The sequence below is a fragment of the Bradyrhizobium sp. AUGA SZCCT0176 genome (assembly GCF_018130145.1).
Taxonomy (GTDB): Bacteria; Pseudomonadota; Alphaproteobacteria; order Rhizobiales; family Xanthobacteraceae; genus Bradyrhizobium.
In genome coordinates, this window is sequence record NZ_JAFCMB010000015.1 from 11756 (window position 1) to 24255 (window position 12500).

A 12500-nucleotide genomic window follows, 5' to 3' on the forward strand; every position below is an offset into this window, starting at 1 on the left:
CGCTGACTACCAAGAACCATAACGTCAACTCTGGGAGGATCTGCGATGCGCCACGCGTTCGTGCTGTGCTGTTCGGCTGCCCTGTTGGGAACGGTTGGAACGGCAAACGCTCAAGACTGGACGAAATCGAAATGGGGACCGAACGACGAGATCGGCGCCGCCAACTATATGACCCCGGAGCTCGTTGTGAAGGCGGCCGGCCTCGTCAAGACCGGCAAGACCTACGCGCTCGGCTTCCCGGTCGACTCCAAGATGCCCGCCTACCCTCCGCGCGCCTTCAAGATCACCGTCGTCCAGCCCGGTCAGGCCGGCATTCCCGGCCTTGGGCCGAGCAAGACCACCTATAACGACGACATCATCGAAGGCTGGGTCGGCGTCGGCAGCCAGATGGACGGCCTCGGCCATATCGGCGTGGAGCACGTCTATTATAACGGCAACAAGCTGCTCGACTTCGCCGATCCCACCGGCCTGAAGAAACTCGGCATCGAGAAAGTGCCACCGATGGTGACCCGCGGTGTGCTGCTCGACATGGCCGCTCACTACGGTACGGATGTGGTCAAAGAAGGCACCGCCTTCAACGTCAAGGAGATCGAGGAAGTCGCTAAGAAACAAGGCGTGGAAATCCGCCAGGGCGACGTCGTCCTCTTTCACACCGGTTGGGCTAGTCTGATCGGCAAGGACGACAAGCGCTTCAACTCAGGTGAGCCTGGCCTTGGCGTCGAAGGCGCCAAATATCTCACCGGCAAGGGCGTGGTTGCCGTAGGCGCCGATACCTGGGGGCTGGAAGTGATACCGTTTGAATCGAAGAACGTGTTCGAGGTGCACCAGATCCTGCTGCCAATGAACGGAACCTACATTCTCGAAGTCATCAATACTGCCGAACTCGCAGCCGACAAGGCCTATGAGTTCCTGTTCGTGCTCGGCCAGCCGCGCTTCAAGGGCGGCGTGCAGAGCATGATCAACCCGGTCGCGATTCGCTAAGACGATCTCGACGGATGGCGTGGCGTTCCCGCATGGACGCCACGCCGCATCCGGCTTTGCATGTCAGACTAGCTGCGTGTTATGCGGGTCCATGCCCGCCCTCATCCTCCCTCTGATCGAAGCGGTCACGCATTGGCCCGAGCGCGGTGCGCTGGTCGGCCTCGATCTCGGCACCAAGACCATCGGCGTCGCGGTTTCCAACGCCGATCGCAGGCTGGCGACCGGCGTTGAGACCCTCCACCGCAAAGCCTTCAAGGCCGACGCGGCGCGGCTGCTTTCCATTGCCGGCGAGCGCAACGCGGTCGGTTTCGTGCTCGGCCTGCCCATCAACATGGATGGCAGCGAAGGTCCGCGCGCGCAATCGACCCGCGCCTTTGCACGCAATTTTTCCAAACTCACAGATCTGGCGATCGGCCTGTGGGACGAACGGCTCTCAACATCGGCCGTCGAGCGCGAACTGATCGGGATGGACGTCAGCCGGGCCCGCCGCGCCGAAGTGATCGACGAGCATGCCGCGATCTTCATCCTGCAAGGCGCGCTGGACCGGCTCGCCACACTGCGCGGCGAGCGCTGAAGATGGCAGTGGTGGTCGCGGCGCTGCTGCCGGTGTTCTTGCTGATCGTGCTCGGCTTCATACTGAAGCGGACTTTGATGCGGCTGGAGACGCAGTGGCACGGGCTGGAGCGGCTGACCTATTACGTGCTGTTTCCGGTGCTCTTGATCCAGACGCTGGTGAAGGCCGACCTCAGCAAGGTCCCGGTCGCAGGCGTCGGCGGCGCGCTGCTGCTGTCGGCGCTGCTGATGTCGCTGCTGTGCCTGGCGCTGCGACCCCTGCTCGCCCGCGGCGCGGTCAACGGACCCGCCTTCACCTCGGTGTTCCAGGGCGCCATCCGCTGGCAGACCTATGTGGCGCTCGCCGTCTCGGGCAGCCTGTTCGGCGATGCCGGACTGGCGCTGGCCTCGGTCGCGATGGTCGCCATCATCCCCTTGGTCAACGTGTTCAGCGTCAGCGTGCTCGCGCAGTACGCCTCGACCGAAAAACAATCGGTCGGATCCATCGCCATGACGGTCGTGCGCAATCCCCTGATCTGGGCCTGCGCGATCGGGCTCCTGATCAACGTCACCCACCTCCCCCTGCCAAAGCTCTGGCATGACGTCGCCGACGCGCTCGGCCGCTCCTCGCTGGCGATCGGCCTGCTGGTGACCGGCGCCGGCCTGCATCTCGAAGGCCTGTTCCGCCCGAGCCTTGCCGCTTCGGTTGCGGTGTTCCTCAAGCTGGTGCTGATGCCGGTGATCGCCGTCGCGCTGGCGCTGTGGTTCGGGCTGTCAGGCTCGAACCTGGCGATCGTGACCGCGTGCGCGGCGGTGCCGGCCTCATCCAGCGCCTATGTGCTGGCCCGGCAGATGGGCGGCGATGCGCCTTTGCTGGCGCAGATCATCACGCTGCAGACCATTCTGGCGGCGATCACGATGCCGATCGCGATCGCGTTGGTCGGGTGAGATCAGAAGTACGCAAGTTTCAGGGCAGTATGGGCTATGACCGCGAGGTTGAAAAAGCCGTGAGTTATCACGGTGAGCCAGGTCGAGCCGCTGCGGCGTCGCAGATGCCCGAAGATCAGACCGACGAGGAAGATCTGGCAAATATAGTACCAGCTATACTGCTGGTGCATCAGCGCCCACAGCGCGGACGACAGCACGATCGTGCCGATCGGACCGAGAAAAGACTGCGACCAGCCGCGATACAGCAGGCCACGCACCACGAATTCCTCCGTGACCGGCGCCGCGACGCAGAAGCCGATCAACAACAGCCACAACAGCCCAGCGTCTTGCGCGGAGCGGTAGCTGTCGATCACGAATGCAAGCATCGGATGTCCCGTGACAAACGAAAGCAGAAGCCATGCGAGCAGGAATGCCAAGGTTATTGGGAGGCCGTGAAGGAGTTCGTCGCGGCTCGGCCAGCGAAGTGCAAGATAGTCCGCGAAGCCTTGCCTTGCGATCCGGATCGCGGCCCAGAGCACGGCAACGACCAAGGCACATGCGGCAATCGTCCCCGCGGCGATGTTGCCGCCTTGAGACGCCAACTCGACGATTTGCGCCCCGGTCATGTCCAGATCGCCGTGCCAGATGAACACCACGACCATCATCACGAGGTAGCCGAGATTGAACGCAACATAGGCAAGCAACGCGACGACCGCCGAACCCAAGAAATACCAGGTACGGGGCTGACGTGGCGAAACAGGCAAAGCGGGCGGCGCGGAAATCTCGGGCGTTGACATAGGGACCTCCGCGCCTTGGTCGCACCGGCGCGGCGTCAGGTTCGAGGTCCGCGGCTATTGCCCGGCGAGCCAGAAGGTTTGAATGGTCGCCGCCGTGTTGTTGAGACCGTGCAGTACGATCGTCAGCCAGGTCGAACCGGTGCGGTAGCGGAAATAGCCGAGCAGCAGGCCGATGGTGAACACCTCACCGAAGAAGAACCAGCTGTACTGCAGATGCATCGAAGTCCAAACCAGCGACGACAGGAAGATGGCGCCGGGCACCCCGAGGCGAGATTCCGACCAGCCGCGGTAGAGAAAACCGCGCGCCATAATTTCCTCCGAGATCGGTGCAGCGACGCAGAACGCGATCACGAGCAGCCATAGCGCGCCGTCGGCCTGCGCCGATTTCAGCACGTCGCCCATAAAGCCCGGCGTCACCTCGCGCCCGAGCGCACGCGACAGCAGGTCCCAGCCGCCGACCAGCACGGCCAATGAGACGGCGCCGATCAGGAAATTCTGCCACGTGGTCCAGCGCAGCGCGAGGTAGTCAACAAATGGCGTGCGCGAGGCACGCGTCGCGACCCAGGCTGCGAGCAGCACCGCAGGCATTCCCATGATCACGGACAGCGAGATCGTCAGCCCGGCGCCGACGACATGGATCGCTGCCGCGAGATCCCATGAACCTTGCCGCAACACGAAGTAAACGATGACCACGGCCTGGCCGACGAACATCCCGGCAAAGATGAACAGCCCCCACAGCGCCGTGCCCCAGAACTTCCAGATCCGGGGCGGACGCAGGGCGGACGCGACGGGAGGGGGCGGTTGCGGGAGGCTGAGGGAATCCATCAACTGACTTTCAGGGCAGCGCCCGTTCCAGCAGACCAGCGACGTCGGCGCTGGCAAGATCGACCGCGCCGTACATGCTGGCGTGATTCCCGGCAAGGCGCGTGGCGGCAAACAGTTCCGCATGCCGTGGCGACACCGCATTGAGCGCCGCCGCGGCGGCGAGCAGCGCCAGTTTTTCGACCGCCAGCCGGGCCACCCGTTCGCTGTCGGGCCGGCGGAAAGCTTTGCCGATAAAACCGACCGCCTCGCCGGCCCTCGGCAGGCCCAGCGTTTCACCGGTGAGTTCGTGCAACACGGCGGATGCCGCCTCGGCCTCGCGCGACAGCGCCCGGAGCACGTCGAGGCACATCACATTGCCTGACCCTTCCCAGATCGCGTTGACCGGCGACTCCCGGTAATGCCGCGCCAAAATCCCCTCCTCGACGTAGCCGTTGCCGCCGAGGCATTCCATCGCCTCATAGAGAAAACCCGGTGCGCTCTTGCAGACCCAGTATTTGATCGCCGGCATCAGCAGCCGCATATAGGCGGCCTCTTTGGCGTCTGACGGCGCCCGGTCGAACGCCCGGCACAGCCGCATGACCAGCGCGATCGAGGCTTCGACATGCAGCGCCATATCCGACAGCACCGCTTGCATCAGCGGCTGGTCGGCGAGATGCTTCTGAAACACGCTGCGGTGCCTTGCATGGTGCAGCGCATGCGCCAGGCCCGAGCGCATCAGGCCGGCGGAGGCAATCGCGCAATCCTGCCGCGTCAGCTGCACCATCTGGATGATGGTGCGGATGCCTTTGCCCTCGTCATCGATGCGCTCCGCATAGGCGCCTGTGAATTCCACTTCTGATGAAGCATTGGAGCGGTTGCCGAGCTTGTCCTTCAGCCGCTGGAAGCGGATCGCGTTGACGGACCCATCGGGCGCAAAGCGCGGCATGAAGAAACAGCTCAGGCCGTCGCCCGCCTGCGCCAGAACCAGGAACGCATCGCACATCGGCGCCGACATGAACCATTTGTGGCCGGTGATGCGATAGGCATCGCCGTCTCGCTCGGCGCGCGTCATGTTGGAGCGCACATCGGTGCCGCCCTGCTTCTCGGTCATGCCCATGCCGACCGTCATGCCGCCCTTGGTCCACCACGGCGCAAAGCCGGGATCATAGGTACGCGTCGCCAGCACCGGCATCACCTTCGCCAGCAGATCCGGCTGCTCGGCCAGCGCCGCCACCGAGGCGCGCGTCATGGTGATCGGACAGAGATGCCCGGTCTCGACCTGCGAGGCGATGTAGAATTGGGCGGCGCGCACGACTTCCGAAGCACCGCCTGCCGGCTTGCCGTCGGCGTTCCACGTCGAATTGTGCACGCCAGCATGGGCCGAGTGGGCCATCAGCTCGTGATAGGCCGGGTGAAACTCGACCTCGTCGCGGCGGTTGCCGCGGGAATCGAAGGTCCGCAGCTTCGGGGTGTTCTCATTGGCAGCACGGCCTCGCGCCGCCATTTCGGCCGAACCCCAGTGCTGGCCGAAGTCGGATAGTTCACGGCTCGCCTCGCCACCGCCATTGGCGGCTACCGCCTCGGCCAGCGGCCGGTCGGCCGCGAACAGGTCGACATCTTCGAACGGCGGCGACTGATTGAAGACCTCGTGGGTCGAAAATGATGCCTGGCTCATGGCGGGTCTTGCTCCGGGATCAATTCCGTCGCGCAATCGGAAAATCATAGGCCTGCCGGCCGACCCCCGGCAGCGAAAAGTGCCACCACTCCTTCGAATAGTTCACAAAACCTTGCTTCGCCATCGCAGCCACCAGCGCATTCCGCGATCGTCGTTGCGCCGGCGTGATCGAGGGGGCGGCGGTATGCGATTTGACGTCCGAGCAATCATAGCCGGTGCCCATATCGACGCTGCCTTCCGGCGCGCGCGCCTCTGCAGGCGCGGTGCAATCGGCGTAAGCCTTGGTGGAATCGAACTTCGCGGAATTGTCGGCGGTCAGATCGACCAGGGTCAGATCGAGCGCGGCGCCGGTCGAATGTCCGGACCGGGTCGCGATATAGCCCAGGCGGAACAAATCGGCCTTACGGAAGGCCGGGTTATAGCGGCGTTCGGCAGGTGTCTCCTTGCCGTTCTTCGACCACGCCACCATGTCGGCGACCGCGCGTTCGGGCCGATAGCAGTCGAACATTTTCAACGACAGCTTTTGCCTGGCGAGTTCCTGCTGGATGTTCTTCAGCGCCAGGCCGACCTCGCGCTTCACGACGCATTCGGCGCCGTCATACCCCCTCAGCGGCTTGCCGACAAAGTTGTTCGACGTGGCGTAGCGCATGTCCTGGATGATGCTGGGATCGATATCGCGCAGGTAGACGAAGCCGCCCGGCAGGGCCTGTGCTCGCACAGCCTGCGGGCTGGACAAGCCAAGACCGGTTAATGTGATCACTAAAATGGCCTGCCATTTCTGCATCGAACACCTTCCCCGCGCGCTGAACGCGGCCCAATTGCGGCAACCCTCTTTACCCTGCGCGGCGACAGACCGGGGGATAACTCGCAAGCCCCCTATTCGCACTTGCCCCGCATGGGAAGTCTGCCTATAGCTCTCGTTTTAATGACCCCTGCATCGAAATCGACCTTCGTCCTCGGTCACCGGCATCTGCTGGGAATCGAGGGGCTTTCCGCCGCCGATATTACCGGCCTGCTCGACCTTTCCGAGGAATATGTCGAGCTCAACCGCCAAGTAGACAAAAAGCGCACTTCGCTGCGCGGTCGCACCCAGGTGAACCTGTTCTTCGAGGCCTCGACCCGCACCCAATCCTCGTTCGAACTGGCCGGCAAACGGCTCGGCGCCGACGTCATGAACATGTCGGTATCCTCGTCCTCGATCCGCAAGGGCGAGACGCTGATGGACACCGCCGTCACGCTCAATGCCATGCATCCGGACATCCTGGTGGTGCGCCACCACGCGTCAGGTGCGGTGGAACTTCTGGCGCGCAAGGTTGACGGTTCCGTGATCAACGCCGGCGACGGCAGCCACGAACATCCGACCCAGGCGCTGCTGGATGCGCTGACCATCCGCCGCAACAAAGGCCGGCTGGAAGGCCTCGTGATCGCGATCTGCGGCGACGTGATGCATTCCCGCGTCGCCCGCTCCAATATCCTGCTGCTCAACACCATGGGCGCCCGCGTCCGCGTGGTGGCGCCCTCCACGCTGTTGCCGCGCGGCATCGAGCGGATGGGCGTCGAGGTGGCGCGCGACATGCGCGAGGGCCTCAACGGCGCCGACATCGTCATGATGTTGCGGCTGCAGCGCGAGCGGATGAACGGCTCGTTCGTACCGTCGTCGGGCGAATATTTCCATTATTTCGGTCTCGACCAGAAGAAGCTCGCCTACGCAAAACCCGACGCGCTGGTGATGCACCCCGGTCCGATGAACCGCGGCGTCGAGATTGATTCATTCGTGGCGGACGGAGCGCAATCGCTGATCCGCGAGCAGGTCGAAATGGGAGTGGCGGTGCGCATGGCGGTGCTTGAAGCACTCGCCCGTAACCTGCCGAACGCCTGACATGCTGACCGATCGCCGCCCCATCCTCCTGGCCAACGCCCGCGTCGTCGACCCCTCGCGCGACTTCGACGGCCCTGGTGACGTCCTGATCGCCGACGGCGTGATCCGCGACTCAAAGCGCGGCATCGGCGCTGCCGGCGTCCCCGAAGGCACCGACATCGTCAATTGCGCCGGCAAGGTCGTCGCCCCCGGGCTGATCGACATGCGCGCCTTTGTCGGCGAACCCGGCGCCAGCCACCGCGAAACCTTTGCTTCCGCCAGCCAGGCGGCGGCCGCCGGCGGCATCACCACCATCATCTGCCAGCCGGACACCTCGCCGGTGATCGACAATTCGGCCACCGTCGACTTCGTGCTGCGCCGGGCGCGCGACACCGCGATCGTCAACATTCACCCGATGGCGGCGCTGACCAAGGGCATGGGCGGCGAGGAAATGACCGAGATCGGCCTTTTGAAGGCCGCCGGCGCCGTCGCCTTTACCGATGGCGCCCACAGCGTCACCAATGCGCAGGTGATGCGGCGCGCTCTGACCTATGCGCGCGATTTCGACGCGCTGATCGTGCACCACACCGAAGACCCCGACCTGGTCGGCGAAGGCGTGATGAACGAAGGCGAGTTTGCCGCACGGCTGGGCCTGGTCGGCATTCCCAATGCCGCCGAGGCCGTTATGCTGGAACGCGACATGCGCCTGGTGGCGCTGACCGGCGGGCGCTATCACGCAGCGTCACTGAGCTGCATCGAGTCGCTCGAAATCCTCAAGCGCGCGCGAGACGCGGGACTTGCAGTTTCGGCGTCGGTTTCGATCAACCACGTCACACTGAACGAAAACGACATCGGTCCCTACCGAACGTTCCTGAAACTGTCGCCGCCGCTGCGCACCGAGGACGACCGTCTGGCGCTGGTCGCGGCCGTGGCCTCCGGCCTGATCGACGTCGTGATGTCCGATCACAATCCGCAGGACGTCGAAGTAAAGCGACTGCCGTTCGCGGAAGCCGCCGCCGGCGCGGTCGGGCTGCAGACCATGCTGCCGGCGGGCCTGCGGCTGATCCACAATGGCGAGATGGACTTCAAGACCCTGATCCGCGCGATGTCGACGCGCCCGGCCGAGATTTTGGGCCTCCCCGGCGGCTCGCTGCGCGCGGGTTCCCCTGCCGACGTCGTCGTGATCGATGCCGACGTACCCTGGGTGCTCGACCGCGACGACCTCAAATCGCAATGCAAAAATACGCCGTTCGACGAAGCCCGCTTCTCGGGCCGCGTCGTGCGTACTATCGTGGGCGGACGGACGGTCTATGAACATGTCTAATAGAGCGTTTTCAAGCGAAGTGGGTACCGGTTCGCGTCAAGAAAACGCGTCAAAAAAAGACGTGCGCGAAATACTCCGCGGCGGGAGCAACGCCGATGTCGTTTGAACCATTCCTCGTTGTTGCGTTTTTCGTGGGTTATTTCTTCGGCTCGATTCCATTCGGGCTGCTGCTGACCAAGTTCGCCGGCACCGAGGATCTGCGCTCGATCGGCTCCGGCAGTATCGGCGCCACCAACGTGCTTCGCACCGGCCGCAAGAGCCTCGCCGCCGGGACGCTGATCGGCGACGCGCTCAAGGGCACGCTCGCGGTCGTCGTCTGCGGCTATTATGGCGGCCCCAACGCCGCAATGCTGGCCGCATTCGGCGCCTTTCTGGGGCATCTCTATCCGGTCTGGCTCAAGTTCAAAGGCGGCAAAGGGGTCGCGACCTATATCGGCGTGCTGATCGGCCTGTTCTGGCCTGCGGCCGTCGTGTTCTGCGTGATGTGGATCGCGACCGCCATCACCACGCGCTACTCATCGCTGTCGGCATTGATCGCGGCCTTCGTGACGCCGCTGTTCCTGTGGTGGTTCCTCCACCCGGCGCTGGCTTCGCTGTTTGTGGTGATGACGCTATTGCTGTTCTACGCGCACCGCGAAAATATCAAGCGCTTGCAGACCGGAACTGAGAGCCGGATCGGCGCGAAATAATCCTACTTCTGCGCCAGCGCCTCCTCGACGAACCGCGCTGCCGCCAGCGCTTTCGCATCGTCGCCATAGCGCGCGATAACCTGCACGCCCACCGGCAATCCGCCGGCAGCGATATGCGCGGGGATGTTGACGCAGGGCGTCCCCATCAGCGTCCACAGCCGGTTGTAGCGGGCGTCGCCCGTCGAGCCCAACCCCGCAGGTGCTGCCCCCGGGGCTGATATGGCCAGCAGCACGTCGACGTCTTCGAAAACTTTTGCCAGCGCGATTCTGGCCTGACGTGTAACTTGCATCGCCCCGTCATAGGCGGCAGGCAGCATGCCCTTGCTTTCGTCCAGCCGTCCACGCAGGTTCGGCGCGACAGCGTCGTAATGCACGCGGTATTCCCAGGCGAGCGCCTGATGCGCTTCGAATTCCTGCACCGTCGGATGCTCACGCCATGCTTCGGCTACGATCTCCGGCATCGCCAGCGTGCGCACGGATGCCCCTGCCCGTTCCGCAGCCTTGGCGGCGATCTGCAGTGCCTCGGCGCCTTCGGCCTCCGGTGCACCGGCAAAGTCCTGGGTCACGACGCCGATACGCGGCGTCGGCACTGACGCCTGCGGCAAAAATTCATCCCGGCCGGTCATCGCCGCAAGGCCGTGCGCGACGTCACGAACACCGGCGGCGAACAAGCCAACGGTATCCAGCGTCCACGAATAACACTTCACGCCGACGGTCGGCAGCAGGCGGTAGGACGGCTTGATCGCGGCACAGCCGCAGAACGAGGCCGGCCGGATCACCGAGCCACCGGTCTGCGTGCCCAGCGCCAGCGGGATCATGCCGGCCGCGACCGCCGCCGCCGAACCTGCCGATGATCCACCCGGCGTGTGCGCCGTGTTGCGCGGGTTGAGCGTCGCGGTCGGATCTGACGATGCGAACGCCGTCGTCGTGGTCTTGCCGACGATGCTGGCCCCTGCCGCCTTCAGCGCCATCACGACAGCCGCATCTCCGCGCGATCGAAATCCCTTGTAGATCGACGAGCCCATCTCGGTCGGAAAATCAGCGGTATCCATGATGTCCTTGATGCCGACGGCGACGCCGCGCAACGGCCCGGCGTTCTCAGCGCGGATGTTCGGATCATGGCAGACGAAGGCGCCGATCGCTTTCTCCTGCGCGCCGATCGCCTCCAGCGACTGGGCAATCGCGGCTTCCGCGGAAAGATCGCCCTGCGCGATACGGCGTTGAAGGTCGGCGAGCGAGATCATGGACATTACTCCTGCGGCGGACCAACGGGTTTTACGGAGCGGACCGGAACGGGGCAACGCATCGGCGGGCATGGCAGCCGTGAGAACAGGTGTTGCTTGCAATCTCCGGTTGGGCAAAGCTGCACCGACATGCATGACCGTACGCCCAGCGCGCCCCACCTCACCGATTCCGAGCGGATCGACCGGTTGCGGCTCATTCGCTCCGACAATGTCGGCCCACGCACCTTCGCTTCCCTGCTCCGCCATTTCGGCAGCGCCCGCGCCGCGCTGGAGCGGCTGCCCGATCTGGCGCGGCGGGGCGGCGCGTCAGGACCGGGGCGCATCTGCAGCGAGGACGACGCGCGGGGTGAACTCGCGGCTGGCCGAAAGATCGGCATAGCTCTCGTCGCGCCCGGTGAAGCCGGCTACCCACCGCGGCTGGCCACGCTGGACGATGCGCCGCCGCTGCTTGGCGTCGGCGGCGCGCCCGAGGTGATGATGCGGCCGATGATCGCGATCGTCGGCTCGCGCAACGCCTCCGGCGCCGGATTGAAATTCGCAAGCCAGATCGCGCGCGACCTCGGCGAAGCCGGGTTTGTCGTTATCTCCGGCTTGGCGCGCGGCATCGACCAGGCCGCGCATCGGGCAACGGTTGCGAGCGGCACGGTTGCGGTGCTGGCCGGTGGCCATGACCGGATCTATCCGCCCGAGCATGAGGACCTGCTGGCCGCATTGCTCGAACAAGGCGGCGCGATTTCCGAAATGCCGCTTGGCCACGTGCCCCGCGCCCGCGATTTTCCGCGCCGCAATCGCCTGATCTCCGGCGCTTCGCTCGGCGTCGTCGTGGTCGAAGCCGCCCACCGCTCGGGATCGCTGATCACGGCTCGCATGGCCGCCGAACAGGGCCGCGAAGTGTTCGCGGTCCCCGGATCGCCGCTCGATCCCCGCGCCGCCGGCACCAACGATCTGATCAAGCAGGGGGCGACGCTGACCACGGAAGCGACCGACGTGATCAACGCAGTCGCGCCGATCATGGAGCGGCCGGTCGCAATTGAAGTGCGCGAGCCCGACGCCGAGCCGCTGGATTTCGACGCGGGCGCCAGCGAACGCAAGCGCATCATCGACCTGCTCGGACCAAGCCCGATCAGCCTCGACGATCTGATCCGGATGTCGGACGCCTCGCCCGCGATCGTCCGGTCCGTGCTGCTCGAGCTCGAGCTCGCCGGACGGCTGGAGCGCCACGGCGGCGGACTGGTTTCGCTGATCTAGTTGGAATTTTTCCCGTCGAACTTGGCGCGCGCGCTTTCGATCTCGACCCGGTGATCAAAAGCCCATTTGCCGAGCGCCTCGACCGGCTTCGACAGCCCGCGGCCGAGATCGGTCAATTCATAATCAACGCGCGGCGGAATCGTCGGGAAGACGGTTCGCGTGACGAGGCCGTCCCGCTCCAGGCCGCGCAGCGTCAACGTCAGCATGCGTTGCGAGATGCCCCCCACCATGCGCTTGAGTTCGTTGAAGCGCAGCGGCCCGCCACCGAGCATCATGATGACGAACACGCTCCATTTGTCGCCGACCCGCGCCAGGATCGAGGCCACGCCACGGCAGTCGCTGCTCTCGTGAGCGCTGGGCGGCAGGACAGGCACATTGATGTGCTCGGGTCTCATGGATGT

General features: G+C 64.8%; 13 protein-coding genes. 7 read left to right on the plus strand and 6 right to left on the minus strand.

Going from position 1 to position 12500, the window contains the following annotated elements:
- Positions 1–45: 45 nt before the first annotated feature.
- The 3 genes from JQ600_RS27035 to JQ600_RS27045 all read left to right on the plus strand — a co-directional run bounded on the left by JQ600_RS27035 (position 46) and on the right by JQ600_RS27045 (position 2481).
- Complete coding sequence (locus tag JQ600_RS27035; RefSeq protein WP_212388202.1) at positions 46–981, plus strand: cyclase family protein; 936 nt, start codon at positions 46–48, stop codon at positions 979–981.
- Between the two features lie 91 nt (positions 982–1072).
- A complete protein-coding gene (ruvX, locus tag JQ600_RS27040) occupies positions 1073–1555 on the plus strand; it encodes a Holliday junction resolvase RuvX (protein WP_212388199.1) in 483 nt (160 codons plus the stop codon).
- A 2-nt stretch (positions 1556–1557) separates the two neighbouring features.
- Positions 1558–2481, plus strand: coding sequence for an AEC family transporter (locus tag JQ600_RS27045; protein ID WP_212388197.1), 924 nt, complete (start codon positions 1558–1560; stop codon positions 2479–2481).
- A 2-nt stretch (positions 2482–2483) separates the two neighbouring features.
- On the opposite strand, the gene JQ600_RS27050 is transcribed toward JQ600_RS27045, so the two are convergent.
- From JQ600_RS27050 to JQ600_RS27065, 4 genes are read right to left on the minus strand one after another with little or no spacing between them, the layout of a single operon-like run.
- On the minus strand, positions 2484–3257 hold the full coding sequence (locus JQ600_RS27050) for a CPBP family intramembrane glutamic endopeptidase (RefSeq protein WP_212388195.1): 774 nt from the start codon (positions 3255–3257) through the stop codon (positions 2484–2486).
- Positions 3258–3311: 54 nt separating this feature from the next.
- Positions 3312–4082, minus strand: coding sequence for a CPBP family intramembrane glutamic endopeptidase (locus tag JQ600_RS27055; protein WP_212388193.1), 771 nt, complete (start codon positions 4080–4082; stop codon positions 3312–3314).
- A gap of 10 nt (positions 4083–4092) precedes the next feature.
- The gene (locus JQ600_RS27060) at positions 4093–5736 is read right to left on the minus strand and encodes an acyl-CoA dehydrogenase family protein (protein WP_212490164.1); all 1644 of its coding nucleotides are present in this window, start codon (positions 5734–5736) and stop codon (positions 4093–4095) included.
- A 19-nt stretch (positions 5737–5755) separates the two neighbouring features.
- Positions 5756–6520, minus strand: coding sequence for a M15 family metallopeptidase (locus tag JQ600_RS27065; protein ID WP_212388189.1), 765 nt, complete (start codon positions 6518–6520; stop codon positions 5756–5758).
- Between the two features lie 141 nt (positions 6521–6661).
- Between JQ600_RS27065 and JQ600_RS27070 the strand changes: the two genes are divergently transcribed.
- From JQ600_RS27070 to plsY, 3 genes are all read left to right on the plus strand, one after another.
- The gene (locus tag JQ600_RS27070) at positions 6662–7615 is read left to right on the plus strand and encodes an aspartate carbamoyltransferase catalytic subunit (RefSeq protein ID WP_192733697.1); all 954 of its coding nucleotides are present in this window, start codon (positions 6662–6664) and stop codon (positions 7613–7615) included.
- A 1-nt stretch (position 7616) separates the two neighbouring features.
- Positions 7617–8918, plus strand: coding sequence for a dihydroorotase (locus JQ600_RS27075; RefSeq protein WP_212034943.1), 1302 nt, complete (start codon positions 7617–7619; stop codon positions 8916–8918).
- A gap of 95 nt (positions 8919–9013) precedes the next feature.
- Positions 9014–9607 (plus strand): glycerol-3-phosphate 1-O-acyltransferase PlsY, encoded by a 594-nt coding sequence (gene plsY / locus JQ600_RS27080; protein WP_212266286.1) that lies wholly within the window; start codon positions 9014–9016, stop codon positions 9605–9607.
- Positions 9608–9609: 2 nt separating this feature from the next.
- Here the strand turns inward: plsY and JQ600_RS27085 are convergent, their stop codons facing one another.
- Positions 9610–10851 (minus strand): amidase, encoded by a 1242-nt coding sequence (locus tag JQ600_RS27085; RefSeq protein WP_212388187.1) that lies wholly within the window; start codon positions 10849–10851, stop codon positions 9610–9612.
- A 129-nt stretch (positions 10852–10980) separates the two neighbouring features.
- Between JQ600_RS27085 and dprA the strand changes: the two genes are divergently transcribed.
- Positions 10981–12099: a DNA-processing protein DprA gene (dprA, locus tag JQ600_RS27090; RefSeq protein WP_212388185.1), complete on the plus strand. Its 1119-nt coding sequence runs from the start codon at positions 10981–10983 to the stop codon at positions 12097–12099.
- Here dprA and JQ600_RS27095 read toward each other — a convergent pair.
- A complete protein-coding gene (locus JQ600_RS27095; protein ID WP_212266280.1) occupies positions 12096–12494 on the minus strand; it encodes a helix-turn-helix domain-containing protein in 399 nt (132 codons plus the stop codon). The two genes, dprA and JQ600_RS27095, sit on opposite strands and share 4 nt — an antisense overlap.
- Positions 12495–12500 lie beyond the last annotated feature (6 nt).

What these genes read in the sequence shown, in the direction of transcription:
- JQ600_RS27070 (WP_192733697.1), top strand. Translation starts at nt 6,662, where the DNA reads ATGACCCCTGCATCGAAATCGACCTTCGTCCTCGGTCACCGGCATCTG.
- JQ600_RS27075 (WP_212034943.1), top strand. Translation starts at nt 7,617, where the DNA reads ATGCTGACCGATCGCCGCCCCATCCTCCTGGCCAACGCCCGCGTCGTC.
- JQ600_RS27060 (WP_212490164.1), bottom strand. Translation starts at nt 5,736, where the DNA reads ATGAGCCAGGCATCATTTTCGACCCACGAGGTCTTCAATCAGTCGCCG.
- ruvX (WP_212388199.1), top strand. Translation starts at nt 1,073, where the DNA reads ATGCCCGCCCTCATCCTCCCTCTGATCGAAGCGGTCACGCATTGGCCC.
- plsY (WP_212266286.1), top strand. Translation starts at nt 9,014, where the DNA reads ATGTCGTTTGAACCATTCCTCGTTGTTGCGTTTTTCGTGGGTTATTTC.
- JQ600_RS27055 (WP_212388193.1), bottom strand. Translation starts at nt 4,082, where the DNA reads ATGGATTCCCTCAGCCTCCCGCAACCGCCCCCTCCCGTCGCGTCCGCC.
- JQ600_RS27095 (WP_212266280.1), bottom strand. Translation starts at nt 12,494, where the DNA reads ATGAGACCCGAGCACATCAATGTGCCTGTCCTGCCGCCCAGCGCTCAC.
- JQ600_RS27045 (WP_212388197.1), top strand. Translation starts at nt 1,558, where the DNA reads ATGGCAGTGGTGGTCGCGGCGCTGCTGCCGGTGTTCTTGCTGATCGTG.
- dprA (WP_212388185.1), top strand. Translation starts at nt 10,981, where the DNA reads ATGCATGACCGTACGCCCAGCGCGCCCCACCTCACCGATTCCGAGCGG.
- JQ600_RS27050 (WP_212388195.1), bottom strand. Translation starts at nt 3,257, where the DNA reads ATGTCAACGCCCGAGATTTCCGCGCCGCCCGCTTTGCCTGTTTCGCCA.
- JQ600_RS27085 (WP_212388187.1), bottom strand. Translation starts at nt 10,851, where the DNA reads ATGATCTCGCTCGCCGACCTTCAACGCCGTATCGCGCAGGGCGATCTT.
- JQ600_RS27035 (WP_212388202.1), top strand. Translation starts at nt 46, where the DNA reads ATGCGCCACGCGTTCGTGCTGTGCTGTTCGGCTGCCCTGTTGGGAACG.
- JQ600_RS27065 (WP_212388189.1), bottom strand. Translation starts at nt 6,520, where the DNA reads ATGCAGAAATGGCAGGCCATTTTAGTGATCACATTAACCGGTCTTGGC.